This is a genomic window from Paenibacillus sp. SRL342 (assembly GCF_984798905.1).
Window position 1 is genome coordinate 6,948,374 of the sequence record NZ_OZ481790.1, and the last position, 21,661, is coordinate 6,970,034.

The window sequence follows — 21,661 nt, forward strand, 5'->3', positions numbered from 1 at the left end:
TGTCACTTCACTCCCTTCCCTTACCAAAATGGACCTTCCCTCTCGTGTTCTTTTTTTGCAGGCACCATCCAAATTTTACAGGGAATTTACAGATCCTCACCCTGTATTTAATCAGTAAAATGCAAAAGAGATAAGGGATAAAATAGTTCTATTGGGGGCGAAAAATGTAATATAGCGCACAAAAAAGGTTTTCGTTCAAGTCCTTAGGAGACTTGAACGAAAACCTATGTTAGATATTACGCAGAGAAGAGGGCATATCTTACCGCCGCAGCTCCCCTCTCCCTTCCAAAGGCTGCCATCCATCTACGCCGGACAGAATCAGAGGTACAGTGTACTCGGCCGCTTCCTGTTCGGTCAGTATTTTGGCCCAAGGCACACGATCAGCAGCACATCCGGCACCAGGCCCGGCGCTGTTGTATTCCGCATACTGAACGGTCTGCTCTGCATCTGTCTTGTTCCAGTTGTGCCATCCCTCCCGCTTCACATGAGCGCCGATCCAGCAGTTCAGAAAACAGACTTTGGCATGATGACGCCACGGTCTGCCCAGATACACCGACTGCGGCGGAGCATTGCTGGTCAGATCACAGTCCAGAAACACATAGCCGTAACGCACATCCTCTGGCGTAGAGGCTGCGGTAATCCAACCGTTCACTTGTCCATCCGCTGCCTCCGCTTCAGTCAGGCGATTCTTCGTAAAGATCTCGCAGCCCTTAAACACCACGGTAGCCGAGCCAAAAATAAAATCGATATCACCTTCGATGTAACAGTCCTCGAAATACTGCCGCAGTTTGCGCCGCTCGGCACCATCGCGTGGCCCACCAAAATAACTGCGATCCATGGGCTGCTCCGGCAGCGGGCCGGTGAAGATTGTATCCTGGTGACCGATCAAACGACAGCGGCGAAAGACCGCCCGGTCTCCATCCACATAAACGGCCAGGGCCTGACCAACTTGCTTGCCCGGCCCGGCAGCATTTACGAAGGAAATCCCCTCTGCCGTGAAATCATCGGCACCAATGAAAGCCGTATAGGAATGAAACGTATGATATGGCGACCCGTCCGGGAACTTCTTGAGTGCATGATCATCATACGTAATGATCGTCTGCTCCGCCCCCTCACCAATCAGGTGGATGCCCGGCTTCTCCATATGCAGCTTCTCATGATAGACACCAGCCTTCACTCGAATTGGAACGGTTCCGATGCCATTCTCCGGCAGCGCATCAACTGCGGCCTGAATCGTCACATAATCCCCTGTCCCATCTGAAGCAACAGTCAGACAGGGAGCCGATGATTCCAATGCTGTATTTGGCAATCTCTGCTGCGTCATGGCAATCGCTCCATTTCCAGCGCTGCCAGCAGAAGCGGAGCCACCCCCATAAAAGAATCGCTTACAACCGCTTCGGTTACATAGTAGTTGTACGAGCCATCCCGATCCAGGCTTAGTCCTGCGCCATGACAGATCCCGTTTAACCGAATGCCGTCAGCCGTCTCCTCCACCAATCTGGAGGAAAGTCCCTGCCATCCCTTCTCCGCCGCAGCTCTGAAATGCGGCTCCAGATACCTTAGTCGCACACCCTTAGCAAGTGCATATACAAACATGCTTGATCCGGATGCTTCCAGATAGTTGCCTTTGCGGAAACCCTGATCCAGTACCTGGAACCATAACCCGCTCTCCTGCTCCTGCATGCGCACCAAAGCATGGCACATCCGTTCGAAGATACCGATGATGGTTCCGCGCTTTGGATGATTCACGGGGAAATGCTCCACGCTGTCTACAATCGCCATGGCATACCAGCCCATCGCCCGGCTCCAGAAATGTGGGGAGCAACCTGTCAATGAATCTGCCCAGACCTGCTCCTTCGATTCATCCCAGCCATGATAGAGCAGTCCGGTCCGCGGATCACGGGTCTGGCGTTCGACCAGCAAAATCTGATGTGCAACTTCATCCCATAACTCGGGACGATGAAATGTCTTCGCATACTCGGACAGAAAGGGAGAGGACATATACAGGCCGTCCAGCCACATCTGGAATGGATAGATTTTTTTGTGCCAGAAGCCGCCCTCCGACGTGCGGGGTTGCCCTGCGAGCTGTGCTGCCAGGAGATGCGCCGCTTCTGCGTAACGCTGATCTTCCGCACCATCCAGTAATGCAAACAGGTTTTTCCCCTGATTAATCTGATCCAGATTATATTCTTCCAAAGTATAGGTGCCAATAGAGCCGTCCGGCTGGATATACAGGTCCATATGTTTTTTCATAAAATCAACATACTCTTGCTTGCCATAATACTGCCCGGTTCGTGCCATCGCCATCAAGGTCATGCCTTCCACGTATGCCCATCGTCCCGAAGGGAACGCATGATAACCGTCCCCGTCACATTGCTGGATAATTGTTGCTGCAATTCGCTCAGACCAGGATAACTGTGTCTGTACCTGCATAAGCAATTCCTCCTTGAATGTTGTACTCACCTAATAGATGTATGACTAACTGCTGTTGAATTGCGAAGGTTCAGCTTGGGCTGAATAACTACCGGAACGTCGACCTGTTCATCACGGATTAACGATACAATCAGCTCTGCTGCCTGCACGGCCAGTTCATCCAGAGACGGGCCAATCGTCGTCAAAGCCACTTCGGCATATTGCATATCCGGTAGATCATCATACCCGATTAACGAGATATCGCGTGGAACGCTGTAACCTGCCTCAAGTAAAGCCCGGAGCGCACCTCGGGTGACCAGGTTGTTCAGTCCAATAAAAGCTGTCGGCGAATCCGGCCCAAACGCATGATTACGTATGGCAAAATACCCGTCTTCCCAGGAGGAATACGCTGGCAGCACATGGTCTTCGTTAAAAGCCAGACCCGTACGCTGCAACGCTTCCCGGTATCCCTCCAGCTTGACATGCTGGGAGTTTCCGATGAATCCGATTCGGCGGTGGCCCAGCGATTTCAGATGCTCCACTGCTTTGAACAGCCCTTCTTTGCGGTCAATCTTGATGTAAGGAGAGTTCGGCGCTTCATCTGTACCCAGCACAAAACATGGCATGTTGAGTGTTGCGAACTTTTTCCAGAACATCTCCCGATTGTCCAGTGCATAGTCCCACAGAATACATCCGTCCACGCGCAGCTGGCTGAAGACATCCACGCCATCATCCGCCACAACCAGGATCATCTGATATCCCCGCTTCTTCAGCTCGGTGTGCAGACGTCCGGAGATGTTCGAGAATAACGGATTGCTCAGCTCATCCAGTACAAAACCGATGATGTTGCTTCTGCCGGTGGAGAGCTGCCGGGCCAGCATGTTTTTCCGATATTGATGTTTCTCCGCGACCGCAAGCACCTTCTGCTTTGTTGCCGGTTTGATCGCGGGATCATCATTCAGCGCCTTCGATACCGTGCTATAGCTCACCCCCGCCAGTTTGGCAATGTCTTTAATGGTTATCAAAATCAATCAACACCTCTCATACGCCTGAAACCCTAATTTTCTATTTCTGTGCAGCCTTATAACGATCATATTGTGCCTGTCTGCCCGCAATAACCTGCTCTATATTCATCTTCTTCAACGTCTCAATATAACTGTCAAACTGGCCCAGACTGGCGTCCCCGCTAATAAACTTAAAGTTCATCTCTTCCACATATGTGGTGATGTCAGGCATCGCCATGCTTTCCACACTCGCTTCATCCGGCAGGGCATAGACAAACGGGAACGGTTCGCGCACATACGGCTCCAGTTCCTTATCCATTTTTGCATGCCAAGGGGCTACGACGGAATCAGCAGAATCGGTGGATTGGATGTTCGGCAGATTCACCGGACCAATGCCCAGCTTCTGAATGTATTCATTGTCCTTGCCTTTGTCCGTGAATGTCTTCACTCCATTCTCTTCCGTATACGTGTCATCCTTGATGCCCCACGTATAATACGTCTGTGCTTCCTCACTTACGGCATAGTCCAGGAAGCGGAAAGCAAGTTCGGGATTTTTACTATCGCGTGTAATGCCAAAGATGCCACTCACTGGTGTACGTCCTACATAGAACTGATCCCCATGCGGTCCTTTCAGTGGTAAAATGCCTTTGATGATTGGCTCTTCCGGATTGTAATCCTTGAACAACGGACTGTAGACCATCGACATATACCAGCTAAAATTAAACGTTGCGCCCGTCACATCCTGAGAGATGCGCGACGTAACCTGATCACTCGTTGTACTCGCATAATCCACCCCAAGCAGACCTTCCTTGTAGAGTCCGTTCAGATAGGTCAAGTACTCCTTGTAGGCAGGCTCATAATAGCTGAAATGCACCTTGCCCTGATCGTCTGCATAAAACTGATTGGACAGATCAAGTCCAAATGCCGGGCCAAAGGCCATGGACACAAATTTTGCTTCCATGGACAGTGGAATCTCATCGGCTTTTCCGTTGCCGTTCGGGTCATCTGTCTTGAACTTGCGCAGCATCGCCGTGAATTCATCCAGCGTGGTCGGCTCGCTTAATCCCAACTTATCAAGCCAGCGCACATTAACCATAAATACCGGCATGTAGTTGCGGGTTAACGTCTGCTGCGGGATATAATACATTTTACCATCTGGCGTTGTTAAACTGGCTTTGACCGAAGGCGACTTTTCATATATTTTTTTGAGATTCACGCCGTATTTCTCTACCAGTTCATTAATCGGAATGAATAGACCGCTGTTAATGTACTTCATCAGCTGATCCTGATCCGGCAGGTACACGATATCGGGCAAGCCGGTACCAGCAGCCAGCCTCGGATTGACGGCATCCGCATAGTTCTGCGGCGGAATCAGATCCCAATCCACCGTCACACCAGCGTTGCTCTCAATTTTCTTCACGATGGCTGCGGTGGACAAGTCCACATTGGTCGTCCAAGCGTTGGTGCCGAGAATAGACAACTTGGCATCCGGTTGATCCGTCACCGGCCCTGCTCCGGTATAATTGAAGGCTGGCTCCGAACTGGACGGGGTGCTCCCCGCATCGGTTCCCGCCCCTGTTCCACCGCTACATCCCACCAGGCTGATTGCCAGTATCGCTGCGATTACACTTTTTCTTCCTGCCCCTTTAAATCTCATCCATCATTCCTCCTTGGTATGAACCATTTTGAACTCCCTTGAATGACATGACACTTAAGTAAGTAAAGCTATCCTTTCACGGCTCCGAGGGTAATCCCCTTAACGAAGTACCGTTGGATAAACGGGTAGATCGTAACAATAGGCAGAATGCTGACCACAATGGATACATAACGAACCTGAAGGGAAGAGACCGCCAGCGCACCGGATGTCATCGTACCGCCCATCTTCTGCATCACTTCCGGCGAAGCCATGATCAGCACTCTTCGCAGGAACATCTGTAAGGGTTGCATATCCTGTTTGCCCAGATATAATAGGGCCGTGAAAAAGTTGTTCCAGTGGAATACCGCATAGTACAGCGTGAGCACAGCCAGTGTTGGCTTGATGATGGGAACCGCCAGACGATACAGCATCGTCATCTCGTTGGCCCCGTCTATACTGGCACTTTCGAATATTTCATTCGGAATACCTTCGAACGCTGAGCGGCAGATCATGACGTTAAACGTAATCACCAGCACAGGCAGCACCATAACCCAGCGGGTGTTGTACAGCCCAAGCGAGGTAATCAGCATGTAGACCGGAATGAGTCCACCCGAGAAATACATGGTAAAGGCGATGAAGAAATTCAGCTTGCGGCGTAAGAAAAACTGCTGTCTGGATAATGGGAACGCGGCAAGACATGTTGCCACAATGTTCAATAGTGTGCCTACCACGGTGTACCAGAGGGTGTTATAGAACGAAACCCACAACTCCTTGTATTGCAGTACCATTTGGTAACCTGACAGGGTAAATCCAACGGGCCACAATACAACTTTTTGTTTGTCGATGGCATCCACTGAGCTGAATGAAATACTAATGACGTACAGAAAGGGATACAACGTGACAACAACCGCCAGTATGGTCAGCAGGTAGACACATCCGTAGAACAAACGGTCACTTCTCGATTTTTGCATACAGGTCTCCTTTGGTCCGGGTTATAGTCTTACCAGAGTGACATCTTGGTCAGGCGTCGGGTCATGGAATTGGCTGCAAAAACAAGGATAAAGGTGATAATGGAGTTGAACAAACCCACTGCTGTGGCAAAACCGTAATTCTGTCCCTCAATCCCCATCCGGTATACATAGGTAGACAAGACATCAGCTGTTTCGTAGGTGGCTCCGTTGTAGAGCAGATATACTTTCTCGAAACCTACACTCATAATGCCGCCAAGCGACAGAAGCAGAAGAATGACAATGGTTGGTTTGATACTGGGAAGGGTCAGGTGCCATAGCTCCTGGAATTTGTTGACGCCGTCGATTTTGCCGGAATCATACATCTCGGGGTCGATCCCCATAATGGCTGCAATGTAGATGATGGAGCTGAAGCCAAAGCTCTGCCAGATGTCGGAACTTGTGAAGATGGTACGGAACCAGCTCGCATCCATCATGAAGTTCACTTTTTCCATGCCAAGACTCGCGATGAGGGTGTTCACAATACCGTCTGTTGGTGACAGGAAGTTAATAATCATGCCAGCTACAACAACAGTGGAGATGAAGTGAGGAAGGTACGTAACGGTCTGGGCAAATCGCTTGAATGTCCGGTTCTTGATCTCCACGATGCAGACAGCGAATAAAATCGGAATGGAGAAACCAAACAGGAGTGGCATGAAGGCGAGCAAAAATGTGTTACGAAGCAGTCGCCAGAAGTAAATGGAATTCACGAATTGTTCGAACCAGCGCAGCCCCACCCACTCCCCGCTGAGCATGCCCTGCCCCGGCAAGAAATTACGAAATGCCAATAACACGCCAGGCATCGGAAGGTACATGAAGATGAGGTAATACAGAAAGATAGGCGAAAACATCAGTAGCAAATACTTATCCCGTCTGATCAGGCTGAACAGCGTGGACATGCGTTTTTTCAACGTGAAACACTCCCCTTCGCTACATAATTACAACGTTTGAATTTTTGAATAAAAAGTAACTGTCATTCCACTGACGCATTTGTTATTCATCTCATTCACAATTTGTAACAACCTATATCATTCTGCGTAATAGCGAGATAACTAATTTGAAATAGTCCTCCTTACACCGTATTTATTTCTTTTTAACATTTGCCATAATTGTAATTACAACGTTGTAATTTTAATCTAATGTATACGCTTACATAAACTTTTTCCCATCTTAGCAAAGTCTTCAATGTTTGGCAACAACAAAAATCAGTGACATGCTGTAACGTACTAAAATACAGTCTCGCATACGCGAGACTGCCCGTTAAAATCTAAATGTGATTCCGATATTCCATCGGTGTCATCACATACACTCGCTGAAAGGCTCTGTAAAACTGACTGACGCTGGAAAATCCCAGTTCATAACTGATTGTGGTCACTGAATCCGTTGTATGGCGGAGCCTCCTGGACGCTTCTTCTACGCGCAAATTCAGCAGATATTGATACGGTGTTGTTCCCGTAATAGCCTTGAAAGAACGCATAAAATGATACCGGCTCTGATGCGCGACCATCGCCATCGAATCAATATCCATTGGACCTGTGTAGGCACTGTGAATGTAATCCAGCACTCGTTGGAGATGAGGATCAATGAATGTACCGGGATTTACAGTCCTTTTTCCATTTTCCTGCCCCGTCAACATACGCCTTAGATACGTTTCAACCGCCAGTTCTGTTTCCTGCACTTGCAGCATTTCGGGCACATCATCTAACAAAATGGAATTCCAGCCTCGAAACAGACTGCTGATCTCAGCAGGATCAAATGTCTGGGTAGGTCGAAACTCAGCTCGTCCCCCACTTAATTCCGCACCTTCTAAACTACCTAATGGCGGTTTACGGAACTTGATCACAATGACAGCCGAATCCGACCCTATCTCAAAATAATGCTCAGTCTGGGGATGAGCAATAATCCCTATGCCTGCTCTTAGCGGGTATGCATGCCGTTCCTGTACCAGATGACATTGACCTCTGACCGGCAGCGTTAGCTGATACCAGTCGTCATGTACATGCGGCTCATTCGCAAACCCTCCGGTAGCTTTCCATAATTCCAACCCATTTAGCGTCATGTTTAATTCCATCGTTTGCTCACCTGCTGACATTATAGCAAATCGTGCTCACTTTCCAAGCACTTTTCACAAAGACATGATCTTCCCCCATCTTTTATCATAGAAAAAAATAATTCGAGGTGATCTCCCATGGCTCAGGCCACTTTAAGCAAAATGCAAATCAACTCCTCCGCCAATTGGGCACTTGCCGGAGTCAGCTTCGCCCATCTGCTGAATGATGCGATGCAGACAGTGGTTCCGTCTGCTTTCCCACTATTCCAGCAGACCATGCAGCTCAGTTTCGCCCAGATGGGCTGGATTGCCTTCACCCTGAATATTACCGCATCAGTCCTTCAGCCACTGGTCGGTTATATGTCAGACCGCAAGCCCATGCCGATCCTGCTTCCCGGAGGCATGTTATTCTCCCTGATCGGTGTTCTCGGCTTAGCCTTGTCATCCGAGTTATGGATGCTGCTTGTTGCGGCAGCATTGATTGGTATAGGCTCATCCATCCTCCATCCCGAATCCTCACGTGTGGCCCATATGGCAGCCGGACGAGGACGCGGAATGGCGCAGTCGATCTTCCAGGTGGGAGGCAACACAGGACAGGCTATTGCTCCATTACTGGTCGCCTTCATCCTGCTGCCACATGGACAGCGAAGTTTTCTATGGCTGATGGGCTTTGCCCTGATCGGCATCTTTATTCAGTCTTTTGTCAGTCGTTGGTACAGAGACAAGCTTGCCGAGACTCGCATTCGTCAGCAACGCCCTCTAAAATCAAGCGGCGCAGAGCCAGTGACACAGCCTGTGAGCAGGGGATTCATCGCTTTTACAATGGGAATTCTCATCCTGCTGTTATTCTCCAAATTCGTATATATTGCTGGCATGACCGGGTATTACGCCTTCTATTACGCCGATGCATATGACTTACCTCTCTCCCAGGCACAGATCTGTCTGTTTATTTTGCAATTTGCAGGTATGGTCGGAACCTTGCTCGGCGGCCCACTCGCTGACCGCTACGGACGCAAACCGATGATCTGGTTCTCCATTGCAGGCACTGCACCGTTTTCCCTGCTGTTACCTTATGCAGGACCCGTCTTGTCCATGGTATTATGCGGAATGATTGGACTAATCCTGATGTCCGGCTTCAGCGTCATCATTGTCTATGCACAGGAATTGCTTCCTCGTCATATTGGAACGGTATCCGGATTGTTTTTTGGCCTGTCGTTTGGCATGGCTGGACTTGGTTCGGTTGTGTTAGGTTCCTTAATTGACGTGACCAGCATTGCGTTTGTTATCAAGTTATGTTCGTTTTTGCCACTGCTTGGTGTGTGTGCTGTATTTCTGCGCAAGGACCAACCAAGAACAGCGTGATAACCGTTGAAACCTCACTGATTTTGTGACCACAATACACCTAAGACACTCGAGGATAACAGAAGGAAGGAATAACGCATGATTATTGATGTACAGCATGTTACTTGGAAAAGGGGACCCCTTACCCTGCTGAACGATGTGAACTGGCAGGTTAATGACGGTGAACACTGGGCGTTGCTTGGCCTGAATGGCTCCGGCAAAACAACACTCCTGAACATGATCACCGGGTATCTCTGGCCGACCGAAGGCAAGATATCCGTGTTAGGCCATGAATATGGGGATGTGGATCTGAGACAGCTTCGCAAATCCATTGGCTGGGTCAGTTCATCTCTGCAAGAGAAATTGCATGGCACAGACCGCACACAGTATGTCGTGATCAGCGGCAAACATGCCACCATTGGCTTGTATGACAAGCTGTCGAATGATGATCTGGAACAGGCACAGGAATTGATGCAAACGCTGGGCTGTCAGCACCTGTGGGATCGCGAATATCGTACCTGTTCTCAAGGGGAGAAACAGAAACTTCTCATTGCCCGAGCACTTATGGCCAATCCACGCGTACTTATTCTGGACGAGCCTTGCAATGGACTGGATCTGTTCTCAAGAGAACGACTGCTGGAGAGTATTCGTGAATTGTCCCAGCGACCCGATACCCCTTCGCTCATCTATGTCACCCATCACACGGAGGAAATATTGTCCGTCTTTAGTCACAGCCTTTTGCTGCGCCGAGGTGAAGTTGTCAGTAGCGGATTAACTGGCGATTTGATGAACACAGAAGTGCTGAGCAACTTCTTCGAGGCACCTGTGGAAGTGGATCGACATGGTGAACGTGTCTATGTCAGAGCTGCGGCGGATTCATAATTACGGGGTTATACACAGCAAACGTAACATAGGTGTAGAAACATAACAGTAAAAAGCCCAATATCTTATCCACATGTGGATAGATTTTGGGCCTTTTACTGCTATATCTAGTGTTATCCACCGTTTTCTGTGTAGAACTTTCTAATTTATGAGTATAACTTTACGGTTCATCTATTTATCTATACGTTTTACCACTATCCTATTTCCGGGCACCTAGAAACAGAAACAATGGAATACGCTGCCTGCGTAGATAGGTTTCCTCGTTTACAAAATAGGCACGCTGTGGTGCTGACTCTCGTAAATGTTCTACATGAAATCCTGCCCGCTGCAACGCCATATAGTATGATTCAATGGAACGATGCATCTTTTTCACAGAACCGCCCAGCCACTGCTGCTCCCGATATCCTTCCACAAAATACTGATCAACCACCCAATCCGTTCGAGTCCCGGAGGGTTGCAGTGTAGACGTGATCACAGGATGTTCTACCGAGAATACAAATGCCCCGTTCTCTTTCAACGTATTGTATATGTTGCGGAACAGGCTCTCCAGATCTTCAATATAGTGAACAGCCAGTCTTGATATAACCAGATCGTACGCTCCCGCCGGATAGGTCCAGTCTTCCATGAACGCTTGCTCAATCCGGGCATTCAATCCATTTACTGACTCGTTAGCTGCCTGAATCATATTCACAGAACCTTCAATTCCCGTATACGTCGCACCTTCACTCTCCATACTGAGCAATTCTGCCGCGAACCTTGCATCTCCACAACCAAGGTCCAGAATATTCTTGCCAGCAACGTCTCCGATCAACTCCAGCATCACCGGCTTCTCCAATGTATCATTGGCGTTCTCCTGCCACTTGCGACGTTCCATGTACTTTTCGAAATTCGCCTCATTATCGTAAAAATCCGATCCTCTGCCCTTCATTCTGTGACCCTCCATTTCGGATAAGCATGCTTTCTATTTACAGCCTGTAAGAGTATACAGAATATGGATGTCTCTGACTATAACAAAAAAAGGCTGTTGTCTGGAGTTATCCAGCAAACAGCCTTTCTGCCTTACACTTATAACATTTACGCCGCTTAGCCAAAACGTTCTGTTTTGTACCATTTGCTTTCGCGTTTCCGAATCTTGTCCATGATCAAGGAGTAGAAAGCCTTGATCGAGATCAGGATGAACAGCTGTGCATACGTGAAATAGGATACGCAGGCATAGATGAAATTACGAGTATTGCTCTGTCCAATATCTGCGGCAAGTGCCAGATTGATCTGTAACACGTAAATAAAGTACATAAGTGCCCAACCAATGACCAGGAACACATACGCATCGCCGGCAAACTGGAACGGTGAACTTACCTCTGGTTTAAATATGGCAATGACCCGATAAACCAGATTCACGAGAAATATAATATCCGATACAATGATCGCAAGCATAAACCAGAAATAACTGACGGCATAATAGATGACAAGCAACTTATTACGCCAACTGGAACGGTTAAACAGGTTATGAATATTATCCAGTACCACTTGGTAGTTCCCCTTGGCCCAGCGTTCGCGCTGCTTCATGTATACACTAAGCTGTTCCGGCTCCTGCTGATAAGCTTCCGCTTGCGGCGCAAGCGCCACAAACTGTCCGCGATTCAAAATCTCGAATGATAGCGCCGTATCTTCTGTAATGGCTGTCACATCCCAGCCGCCAATCTCCCGGATCAAGTCGGTTTTGATAATGTAATTCGTTCCCGGGATGGAACCCAGCTGAAACAATTCCCACAGACCCGTGTGATACACACGTTGCGAAGTGATGATCTCCAGATTAATGCATTTGGAGAGGAAATTCTGTCCTCTGTTGCGTGCTTTGTTTCTGCCAAAAACCACGCCATATTGTTCAGGGTTCTCAAGCGATTTTTGCGTCAAAAACATTAATGAATTCCGTTCAGGTGCGGCATCTGCATCGAAGATACAGATCCAGTCGCCCGTGGCAATGTCCAGTCCGTCATTTAATGCCCCGGACTTGCCACCGGTTCCTTTTCGCTCCATTACCGTCACATTACGATGCATATAACTGGTCTGACTGAGGAATGATCTCAGCTTCTCTGCGGTATCATCTGTACAGTTATCCGCGATCACGATGACCTGAACTTTATCCTCCGGATAATTCAGGCGCAGAATATGCTCTACCGTCGCAACAATGACCAGACCCTCGTTATGCGCAGGTACCATGACCGTGACTGTTGGATAATGATCCATATTTTCAGGGATCTGAATCCCTTTTTTGTCCTGTTTATTAATAAAGCGAATCGCACCTGCCATAATAACAATTGACTCGAATACGGCAATCCAGATACTAAATATGGATAATATTAAAATAAAATCAGCCACTTACTTTCCTCCGATCATACTTGCGAATAACTTTCGACCGAAAGCGAAGGGTTGCAATTGTTAACCAAATCGTGAATACCGCAAATAAAGAACTGACGGCGATACAGATCGGGATGAACCAGGACATATAGTCCACAGCGCCTCTCTCCTTCCCGTTATATATATTCTCCGATGAGATCGGTCTCTGTGTTTCGTTCAAGGGCAGCAATAACCGCGTCAATGTCCTCGTACTTGCTGAATTGCTCCTTTTGGAATACCAGAGCACCAGAGCGTATCACCGTCTGTAGTTCATTTCCCTTTTTATCAATAATATGAAGATCCATGATGGCTTTTTTGATCCGCTGTGTAAGAAGTGGTAGGTATTCCACATTCACCATTGGACATATGATGACAAAACGCCCACGATCCACGAAAAATTTATAATCCTCATATCGAATCTGCTTCTGGATCGTACCCGAGATTTCAAGCAGGAATTGTGCATACCGGACAGAACCAAGGGATTCCATCACCAGTGGCAAGAATTCAATCTTGAACATGGCAATGCTGAATCCATACTTTTCGGAGTACCGACGAGCAAGGTTACTGTGTTTGATTAACGTATCTGCCAGAGCTCCCTTATTACCAAGCGTGGTATCCAGATCGATTTCCGGGTTACGATCCTGCATATCCTGAAGACGTTCCACTACACGCGCACTGCGCAGCAGACTTACCTTGATGAACGCAGCCACGGCAACGTTGGCAGGGATGAGCAACCACCAGGAGAATACAAGCACATTTGCATCAGCATAAGTAACAAGCCACACAAAATAAGAAACCAGATATACAAACCCCGCCACGACGGATACACCAACAGGCAGAAAAAGACCGAAAACCAAAGCACCCAGCGACATGATACTAAAAATCATATCCCCTGTAGTGTAGCTCTGATCCATGTACACTTTAAGATAAATCATCAGTTGCTGCATGAGGGCGAGTCCAATTAAAAGGGCATATCCCCACGCAATACGGCGGGTAGGTGCTTTATTCCTCATAGTTCCTTCTCTCCGTTGAATTTATAGAACTCTTGTTCAAACTCATTTCTTTATATATTGCAACAATTTATGACATGTTTAGACAAAGATATGCTAACACATTGCAGAATTCATTAAATGACAAAATCCTTACTTTTTAATATTTTTCTGTAAATTGACTTCTCCCAATAAAGGAAAAAGATTATCAAACAGATGTGTGTTACCGTCAAATACATATCCACCTGGATAACGAGTGTCCTTACCACGCAACGTAGTCATATGGTTATACAACTGTTTGGCCCATTTTGGATCACCTGAACGAACAGCGAGTAAGATGGCGAGGCCATATACCGAGGAAGATTCATAAGAGACGGCAGGTGTACGTGATTCTCGCTTATACTGTCCGGGCAGCTGATGCCGGGTGTTGAACTCCTTTTTCAAAAAAGAAATGAGCTTGTCCGGTTTGCGGTCGGTCACGGTTAGATGATTCGCCACAATCAACTGGTCGATCAGATTCACCGTATCATCATACGTATATTTTTTATGGACCACATCGAAGGTCTTCGGATAGAACAATCCATCGTCAGGCATCTTCTTCAGCAAAGCTTCGTACTTAGCATAGGTTCCCGGTTCCACCATCTGATGTTTTTCCATCAATTGAAGAGACGGGAGATCAACATAAACCAGGCTTAATGTATCTGTGGAGTGACCACTCGCAAAATCGTGAAAATCCACATAATATCCTTTATTCCGAACCGATTGCGAAAGTGTACGGGATATTTCCGAAGCCGTTTCCAGCTTGGCTTCTCTTCCTTGTTTCCATTGATCTGCTGCCTTTAATAAAGCACCGACAATTCGAAAATCATCGCCAAGCGCGTTGGTAGTCACTTGAGATTCACCTTCGGCATCCAGCTTCCAAGCTATATATTTTTGCGGCATGAGGAAATAGGTGGTCAGCAGGTCATAGCTTTCCTCGAATAACACCTGATCATTCTTGGCTACAGCATATTGCATCCAAAGACCAAGTGATTCAGATAAAGCCTCTCTGCCTGCTACGATGTCCGCTCTCTCTGAGGTAGCATCTTGCAAATAAGTCGCAATTGTACCATTGGGATTAGTCATATGATCTTGAACAAAGGATACCGTAGGGGATGATTCATTCATCACGAACCGCTCCTTCTCAAAAATAATTAATGCTGCCGTGATACTGACTGCCAATATGATCCACCACGTTAGCCTTTTCCGGTATAGCCGTTTCATGACTCCCTCCTGTACTGATGCTGCTCTGTCATAATGGCTCTTCTCCTTTGGATAGGTTCGGCTAGAGTCTGGGATGGAGGGGTCAAGGATCGTTCCTCTGTTCATTCCGAAATATCCATGTAGGATCGTCGTCCACCCTTTTTGACAAATTTCCAGTCCACCTCGATATTATGGCGCATTCGACGGAGAAGCATGACCGCTGTCTCGATCTCTTCCTCCGTCAGACCATCCAGAGTCACCTGATCCGAATGCAAGCCCTCTTTACGAATGAATTCCCATGCTTCAAGCCCAGCTTCAGTGGGATATAACACTTTATTCTTCTTATTACCCATTGCTGGCTGTTTAATAATGAATCCATCGGATTCGAGTTTGCTAATAGCTCTGGCCGCCGTCGTGCGATCCACTTTGATCAGTTCAGCAAGCTGATTCGGAATAATGCCCGGATTCTCACAGATTCGATACAGATATAGATATTGTCCACGGGACAGGTTCAGATGCTGAAACTCGACGTTACTGATTGAATCCAGACAGCGGGCAATCATACCAATTTCACGCAGCACTTCTTTTTTCTCAGTCAACACACTCACGCCCCTATAAAATTGTTGCAATCGCAACATAATTGATGGTATAACTACTGTTGAAAAGAACGAGATTCGTTCCACATTCCTGTTATGTACCAGTTTATCACGTCAGGATAACATTACGATCACCCAAAGGAGAAACATTCATGAATACAACGATTGTTGAAGTTAATAATCAGGAATTGCTCGATGCCTGCTTCGCCATTCGCACCGCTATTTTTGTTGAAGAACAAGGCGTACCCGCAGCGGATGAATTCGATGCTTATGATACATTAGACGCGGAGGCGCGCCACATTCTGCTCTACGTAGACGGAGTACCTGCTGCTTCCTCCAGACTGCGCATTGTGGAACAGGTCGCCAAATTGGAACGGATCTGTGTCATGCTCGATTACCGTAAACACGGCCTGGGCCGTGTGCTGATCGACAAGCTGGAGCAGATGGCTGTTGCTGAAGGTCTTGAGAAAGCCAAGCTGCACGCACAGGTACAAGCTTCCGGGTTCTACGAACGTCTTGGATATGCACCCGCGTCGGAAGTATTTATGGAAGACGGCATTCCCCATCTGCTCATGACCAAAAAACTGAAATAATGACATTCCAAAAAACGCCTCCGTTATCACTTCTCAGTGATATTCAGAGGCGTTTTGCATTCAAGCAACGCATTCATGAGTGACTCAACAACGGTAAATGGCACGTACAAAGTATAGGCACTGATTATAATAACCATGCATTCTACTTACTTGCCAGCTCCGTGCTGTGCCTTACCCCATTGCCAGACGGTCTGGCTCGGATTCGGCAGCGTTGTTCTTCATTTGTTTACTACGCAACTGTCCGCAGGCGGCATCGATATCGGTACCGTGTTCCATACGTACAGTCGAGTTGATGTTGTTCTTTTTGAGTGTATCATAGAAGCCCAGAATCGATTCTTCTGTACTCCGTTGATACTGACTGTGCTCATCCACCGGGTTGTATGGGATCAGATTCACACTGACCATACTTCTGCGACTGGACAACAGTTCAGCCAACTCCGCGGCATGCTCACGTTGATCGTTAACATCACGCAGCAGGATGTACTCAAACATGATACGTTTGTTCGTTGTAGCCAAATAATAATCCACCGCATCCATCAATTGCTCAATCGGGAAAGCCCGGTTGATCTTCATGATGTGTGTGCGCAGTTCATTATTCGGTGCATGCAGAGAGATCGCCAGATTAACCTGCAGACTGCTGTCCGCAAATTCCTTGATTTTGTCCGGAAGGCCACTCGTGGATACAGTAATCCGTTTGGCGGCAAGTGCCAGTCCTTTGCGATCTTTAATGACCTCGATGAAATCACTCATGTGCTGGAAGTTATCAAATGGTTCACCAATACCCATCACAACCACGTTGGTTACCCGTTCGTCTTGACCCGCTGCATCCAGATGTCGCTGCACATGCATAATCTGTTCCACAATCTCTCCAGCGGTCAGGTCTCGGCTCTTCTTGATCAGACCGCTCGCACAGAAGCTACAACCAATATTACAGCCCACTTGTGTGGTCACACAAACGGTAAGCCCGTATTTTTGCCGCATCAATACCGTCTCAATCAGGTTGCCATCCTGCATCCGAAGCAGAAATTTCACGGTACCATCTGCTGATTCCTGCTTCACATGTTCGCTCAGAGAGTTCATTGTGAAATGCTCGGAGAGTACATCCAGACATTCCTGACGGACATCAGACATCGCAGGAAAATCATGTACACGCTCTTGATATAACCATTCCCAGATCCGGGATGCACGGGATTTCTTCTGCCCATGCTCCGGCAGCCAGGAACGTAATTGCTCTAATGTTAATCCATATATGGATGACTTGTTCATTGTATAATCCTCTTTTCGCTAAAAAGCTATGGCTTATCGGTCCTACCCAAAAAACCTCTACTCCGTATTGTCCCAAAATTGAAGCGGGAAAACAAGGGCTTTAGCATTTCTTCCAAGAGGTTTTATCTATGGCAAATCTGCACAACAGACAACATTTATACCTATCTGGTCTTCAGTTTAGAAGTGAATGATACCGGAAGTGTGCAGTAGAACCAGCAGAACCAGGATCGGTGCCACGTAACGAAGCATGAACAACCATACCCGGAACCATCCGGAACGCAGTCCTGAAGCTTCCGCAGCCGTTTTCCAGAAGTATCCGGCAAAAATCGTCACAAGCAATCCACCCACAGGCAGCAGGATGTTGGATGCTACAAAGTCCATCCAGTCGAACACACTCTTCGATCCAATGGTCCATTCAGGCAGCAAGCCGAGCGACAATACTGAAGGAAGTCCCACGATGAAGACTGCGAGTGATATCACCCATACTGCACGACTGCGGCTCCAGGACAGACGTTCCATGAAATATTTCACCGGAACTTCCAGCAAGGATACTCCCGAAGTTAATGCGGCAATAGCGAGCAGGATGAAGAAGAGTCCGCCAAACAGGAAGCCAAGCGGCATCGCCGAGAAGGCTGCCGGAAGTGCTATAAAGATGAGTGACGGTCCTTGGTCCGGTGCAATACCAAACGAGAATGTCGTTGGGAAGATGATCAGGCCGGCAATGAATGCATAGAGCAGGTCCCCCGCCCCAACAGCGATGGTGGCCGCTCCGAGTGATTGATTTTTGTCCACATACGAACCATAGGTTATTAGAATACCCATACCGAGTGACAGCGAGAAGAAGGCATGTCCGAGCGCCACCAATGCTGACTCCGTTGTAAGTTGTGAGAAATCAGGATTCAGGAAAAAGGAAACCCCTGCTCCTGCACCAGGTAACGTTACGGCCCGGATCATCAAAACAATGAGCAACACCAGCATGGCGGGAATTAACACTTTGTTAAACTTCTCAATCCCGTTGGATACCCCTTTGGCTACAATCCAGCCTACGATAAGTACCGAGACCAGTTGCCACACGATTGGCATATAACCGCCTACAAAGGAATTGAATTGTCCCGCATAATCCGGATTGTTAAACAATGTTCCACTGAAGGACGTAATCGCATATTGCAAGGTCCAGCCTGCAATAATGACATAAAAAGAAAGGATGATAAAAGGTGTCAGTACTTGCAGCAAACCGGCTGCGAGCCAGCCTTTATGTCCGCCTGCTTTGATAAAAGCAGTTGCAGCACTTCCTCTGCCGCTACGACCAATCGCAAGTTCTGCGAGCAGTACCGGCAGACCAATCAGCAGCAAACAAACGATGAAGAGCAGGAAAAACGCAGCTCCTCCGTTCTCCCCCGTAATGTACGGGAATTTCCACATGTTACCCAGACCAACCGAACTACCAATGGCTGCCAGAATGAATCCGGCGCGAGAGAAGCGCTCACCTTTGCCAGTGTTGTCTTGATCGAGATTAGGCTTACTAAAATTCATCGTATCTACTCCATCACTTTAAAGTTTTCCCGTAATTATATACTACTCACCTTGTCAGGTCATTCGAAATTCGAAATTTGTCGAAATGTTATTTTTTTACATATAAAACACACGGAAATCTTCAGCTCATAAGTTCCTTAAACACAGTATGTGATAAAGTCCGTAAGTCCAACCGTATGAAATTTCAACAAATCCGTATTCCCAACCGTTCAAAGCCCAATAGAATCAAAAAGAGATGTCCCTTCAGCCAATTGGATGACTGCGGAACACCTCTCTTTTTGAATTACACTTTAATTTGAAGTAACTCGTACTTGATAACGCCCATCGGAGCATTGACATGAATGACGCTGCCCACTTCTTTGCCCATCAATTCCTTGCCCAGTGGGCTCTCGTACGAAATTTTATTATCCGCAACATCGGCCTCGGCAGGACCAACCACTTTATATTCAATCTTCTCGGCGAACTCAATGTCATTAAGTAACACCGTTGATCCAATGCTCACTTTGTTGGAGTCTATATTGTCTGAAGAGATGACTCTTGCTTTTGTCAACATCTTCTCCAGAATCAAAATCCGTGTCTCCATAAAGGCCTGATCATCTTTGGCTGAATGATACTCACTATTTTCCTTCAGGTCACCGTAACTGATCGCGAGTTTAAGACGAGCTGCCAGTTCCTTACGCTTCACCGTCTTCAAATCCTTCAGTTCGTCCTCCAGCTTTTCCAAGCCTTCCTGTGTCAAAATCACTTCATCATTAGCCATTTTTCCATCTCCTAATCCTGCTATCTATCTATATTCTAACCTATATCCACTCCAAAGGGTTAGCATACCCCGGAAAAAGAAATAGCCCATCCATATATTTTATTTCAATGACATCAGAACCATGTCCATCTCTTGAGATGAATTTCAAGGCTTTGTTCAATAATTGTACCGTTACAATCTGCTCAACTGATTATGTTGTTTTCACCCGTTGACTTTTACAATGAACTCAGGGCAGCAGACGTTTTATAATCATCGCCTGCAGCCCACTATATGACGTGAGGTGATCTGGATGATTGAACTATTGAATACAGCTGAAATACAAGCCTATCTGAAACGGATTGGCATGGATGATATAAAGGAACCTACACTGGAGTTCTTATTTGAACTCCAGCGAGCACATGTACAATATTTATCCTGGCAAACGGTCGATATTTTTGCAGGTCGTCCTACGGGAATCAGTCTTCAAGAATCGATTCAACTTATATTACAGGGACGCAGCGGCTACTGCTTTCATCTAAATGGTGCATTTAGTGTTCTTCTCCGCTCGCTGGGTTATACGGTTAATTGGCATCGCGGGGGAGTACAGCCTCATGAGCAACAACCCCGTGTGAACTCATTCCATCTCGGTCTGTCTGTGCTTCTGCCGGATGCTGACCCGACAGTTGAGCGCTGGATTGTAGATGTAGGTCTGGGCGGAATGCCCTTTGAACCTCTACCACTTCGTTATGGAACCTATGGTTCAGCTCCGTTTACGTATCAGTTAATGCCATCATCTGTTGCTGCTGAGGGATGGCGGCTTGAGTACGAGCCGAATGGTCCGAGTGAAGGAGTTGACTATGCTCCCGAGGTAGTCCACGATCTGGGGGAGTTCATTCCCAAACATGAATTCTACAGTCAGGCGGCAGAATCACCTTGGCATAACGTATTTTTACTTCGTCAGCGGGATGAGAACCGCAGTCATGAACTACGTGGATGTATGCTCCGAACACATGATATGAAAGGAATTCAGAAAACGGAGATCCGGAATTATACCGAGTGGCGTAACGTATTAACTGAAATATTCCATGAACCCTTGGTGAATTACAGCGAACTGGAATGCCAGGATATGTGGGAGCGAGTGCAGGCTGCACATATGGAATGGAAACAAGCGCAAGAAGCATGATGATTAGGAGGAAGAGTTGAGGGTCCATTCCATATAAAGGAAAGTTATTGATCCACGCCGAATACGTATTCAGGTGATAAATGATGATAACTATTCGTGTGCTCCAAGTTCCAGAAGTATTGCCCGAGGCGTGCTGGAACCACTTTTTGTCGCAAGTTTCTGCCGAGCGACGTGCTCAGGCTTCGCGTTTTGTGCGTCAGGCTGACGCGTATCGCTCCGTGCTGGGAGAGATATTGACTCGTGTGACTTTGAGCAAGTTAACTGGACTGAGACCTGCTGATCTTTCTTTTACCCGTAATTCCTACGGCAAACCTTCGCTCAGTCACCATTCGGATGTACCATTCAACGTCTCCCATTCTGGTGATTGGATTGCTCTGATCTCCGGCGGTACAGATGAACTGGGCGTGGATGTGGAAAAAATAGCTCCAATTGACATGCAGATTGCAGAGCGTTTCTTCTCTCCTAAGGAGAGCCAGTTCTTGGCTGCCAAGCCTGACGATCGTCGGCTGGAAACCTTCTACCGTCTATGGACGCTGAAGGAAAGTTATATCAAGGCAGTGGGTATGGGGTTGTCCATACCACTGGACTCCTTCGCCATCCTACCTGATGAGCGGGAAGATTGGCATTGCAAACAGGCCGGGACATATCTCTTTCTCAGTCAGCGACTCGATAATCAGCATATGCTCGCAGCCTGTTCAGCCGGGGAAGAGCTGCCGAGCAAGCCGGAAATCGTAACCTTGGAGGATCTATATACGGATTTGGTTTAGTGTGTGGCTGGTTGGGCCTTCAAC

Annotated in this window: 20 protein-coding genes; 5 read left to right on the forward strand and 15 right to left on the reverse strand. The window is 47.5% G+C overall.

The genetic code is table 11. From position 1 onward, the window contains the following. Positions 1–259: 259 nt before the first annotated feature. From AC4E8D_RS30815 to AC4E8D_RS30845, 7 genes are all read right to left on the reverse strand, one after another. Positions 260–1,324 (reverse strand): pectinesterase family protein, encoded by a 1,065-nt coding sequence (locus AC4E8D_RS30815; RefSeq protein WP_490205653.1) that lies wholly within the window; start codon positions 1,322–1,324, stop codon positions 260–262. Further along, the gene (locus AC4E8D_RS30820) at positions 1,321–2,433 is read right to left on the reverse strand and encodes a glycoside hydrolase family 88/105 protein (protein WP_490205654.1); all 1,113 of its coding nucleotides are present in this window, start codon (positions 2,431–2,433) and stop codon (positions 1,321–1,323) included. Before AC4E8D_RS30820 ends, AC4E8D_RS30815 begins: the two co-directional genes overlap by 4 nt. Before the next feature lie 26 nt (positions 2,434–2,459). Next, positions 2,460–3,437, reverse strand: a complete 978-nt coding sequence (locus AC4E8D_RS30825) for a LacI family DNA-binding transcriptional regulator (protein ID WP_490205655.1) — start codon at positions 3,435–3,437, stop codon at positions 2,460–2,462. A gap of 40 nt (positions 3,438–3,477) precedes the next feature. Continuing rightward, a complete protein-coding gene (locus AC4E8D_RS30830; protein WP_449003657.1) occupies positions 3,478–5,073 on the reverse strand; it encodes an extracellular solute-binding protein in 1,596 nt (531 codons plus the stop codon). A 68-nt stretch (positions 5,074–5,141) separates the two neighbouring features. Continuing rightward, on the reverse strand, positions 5,142–6,023 hold the full coding sequence (locus AC4E8D_RS30835; RefSeq protein WP_036612222.1) for a carbohydrate ABC transporter permease: 882 nt from the start codon (positions 6,021–6,023) through the stop codon (positions 5,142–5,144). A 29-nt stretch (positions 6,024–6,052) separates the two neighbouring features. Next, positions 6,053–6,958 (reverse strand): ABC transporter permease, encoded by a 906-nt coding sequence (locus AC4E8D_RS30840; protein ID WP_221820283.1) that lies wholly within the window; start codon positions 6,956–6,958, stop codon positions 6,053–6,055. Positions 6,959–7,326: 368 nt separating this feature from the next. Beyond that, positions 7,327–8,130, reverse strand: a complete 804-nt coding sequence (locus AC4E8D_RS30845; RefSeq protein ID WP_221820018.1) for an AraC family transcriptional regulator — start codon at positions 8,128–8,130, stop codon at positions 7,327–7,329. Positions 8,131–8,247: 117 nt separating this feature from the next. Between AC4E8D_RS30845 and AC4E8D_RS30850 the strand changes: the two genes are divergently transcribed. Together AC4E8D_RS30850 and AC4E8D_RS30855 are read left to right on the forward strand one after the other, a co-directional pair. Beyond that, positions 8,248–9,471 carry an MFS transporter gene (locus tag AC4E8D_RS30850; protein ID WP_221820020.1) on the forward strand — a complete coding sequence of 408 codons (1,224 nt, stop codon included), beginning with the start codon at positions 8,248–8,250 and terminating at the stop codon, positions 9,469–9,471. Positions 9,472–9,549: 78 nt separating this feature from the next. Then, positions 9,550–10,332: an ABC transporter ATP-binding protein gene (locus AC4E8D_RS30855; RefSeq protein WP_339306198.1), complete on the forward strand. Its 783-nt coding sequence runs from the start codon at positions 9,550–9,552 to the stop codon at positions 10,330–10,332. Positions 10,333–10,531: 199 nt separating this feature from the next. Here AC4E8D_RS30855 and AC4E8D_RS30860 read toward each other — a convergent pair whose 3' ends face one another. The 5 genes from AC4E8D_RS30860 to AC4E8D_RS30880 all read right to left on the reverse strand — a co-directional run bounded on the left by AC4E8D_RS30860 (position 10,532) and on the right by AC4E8D_RS30880 (position 15,523). Then, positions 10,532–11,260: a class I SAM-dependent methyltransferase gene (locus tag AC4E8D_RS30860; RefSeq protein ID WP_221820024.1), complete on the reverse strand. Its 729-nt coding sequence runs from the start codon at positions 11,258–11,260 to the stop codon at positions 10,532–10,534. Between the two features lie 155 nt (positions 11,261–11,415). Continuing rightward, on the reverse strand, positions 11,416–12,711 hold the full coding sequence (locus tag AC4E8D_RS30865; RefSeq protein ID WP_221820027.1) for a glycosyltransferase family 2 protein: 1,296 nt from the start codon (positions 12,709–12,711) through the stop codon (positions 11,416–11,418). 155 nt (positions 12,712–12,866) lie between these two features. Further along, positions 12,867–13,742: a diguanylate cyclase domain-containing protein gene (locus tag AC4E8D_RS30870; RefSeq protein WP_221820032.1), complete on the reverse strand. Its 876-nt coding sequence runs from the start codon at positions 13,740–13,742 to the stop codon at positions 12,867–12,869. 129 nt (positions 13,743–13,871) lie between these two features. Then, the gene (locus AC4E8D_RS30875) at positions 13,872–14,981 is read right to left on the reverse strand and encodes a glycosyl hydrolase family 8 (RefSeq protein WP_221820034.1); all 1,110 of its coding nucleotides are present in this window, start codon (positions 14,979–14,981) and stop codon (positions 13,872–13,874) included. Positions 14,982–15,082: 101 nt separating this feature from the next. Beyond that, the gene (locus AC4E8D_RS30880) at positions 15,083–15,523 is read right to left on the reverse strand and encodes a MarR family winged helix-turn-helix transcriptional regulator (RefSeq protein WP_260632681.1); all 441 of its coding nucleotides are present in this window, start codon (positions 15,521–15,523) and stop codon (positions 15,083–15,085) included. Between the two features lie 185 nt (positions 15,524–15,708). On the opposite strand from AC4E8D_RS30880, the gene AC4E8D_RS30885 reads away from it, so the two are divergent. After that, positions 15,709–16,149: a GNAT family N-acetyltransferase gene (locus AC4E8D_RS30885; protein WP_221820041.1), complete on the forward strand. Its 441-nt coding sequence runs from the start codon at positions 15,709–15,711 to the stop codon at positions 16,147–16,149. A 171-nt stretch (positions 16,150–16,320) separates the two neighbouring features. On the opposite strand, the gene rlmN is transcribed toward AC4E8D_RS30885, so the two are convergent. From rlmN to greA, 3 genes are all read right to left on the reverse strand, one after another. Continuing rightward, positions 16,321–17,415, reverse strand: a complete 1,095-nt coding sequence (gene rlmN / locus AC4E8D_RS30890; protein ID WP_221820042.1) for a dual-specificity RNA methyltransferase RlmN — start codon at positions 17,413–17,415, stop codon at positions 16,321–16,323. 177 nt (positions 17,416–17,592) lie between these two features. After that, positions 17,593–18,948 carry a sodium-dependent transporter gene (locus AC4E8D_RS30895; protein WP_221820043.1) on the reverse strand — a complete coding sequence of 452 codons (1,356 nt, stop codon included), beginning with the start codon at positions 18,946–18,948 and terminating at the stop codon, positions 17,593–17,595. 283 nt (positions 18,949–19,231) lie between these two features. Beyond that, entirely contained in the window at positions 19,232–19,708 is a 477-nt protein-coding gene (greA, locus tag AC4E8D_RS30900) for a transcription elongation factor GreA (protein ID WP_221820044.1), read from the reverse strand. A gap of 289 nt (positions 19,709–19,997) precedes the next feature. Here greA and AC4E8D_RS30905 point away from each other — a divergent pair, with 289 nt between their 5' ends. Together AC4E8D_RS30905 and AC4E8D_RS30910 are read left to right on the forward strand one after the other, a co-directional pair. Continuing rightward, positions 19,998–20,870, forward strand: coding sequence for an arylamine N-acetyltransferase family protein (locus tag AC4E8D_RS30905; protein WP_221820045.1), 873 nt, complete (start codon positions 19,998–20,000; stop codon positions 20,868–20,870). Positions 20,871–20,950: 80 nt separating this feature from the next. After that, the gene (locus AC4E8D_RS30910) at positions 20,951–21,637 is read left to right on the forward strand and encodes a 4'-phosphopantetheinyl transferase family protein (protein ID WP_221820046.1); all 687 of its coding nucleotides are present in this window, start codon (positions 20,951–20,953) and stop codon (positions 21,635–21,637) included. The last annotated feature ends 24 nt before the right edge of the window (positions 21,638–21,661 follow it).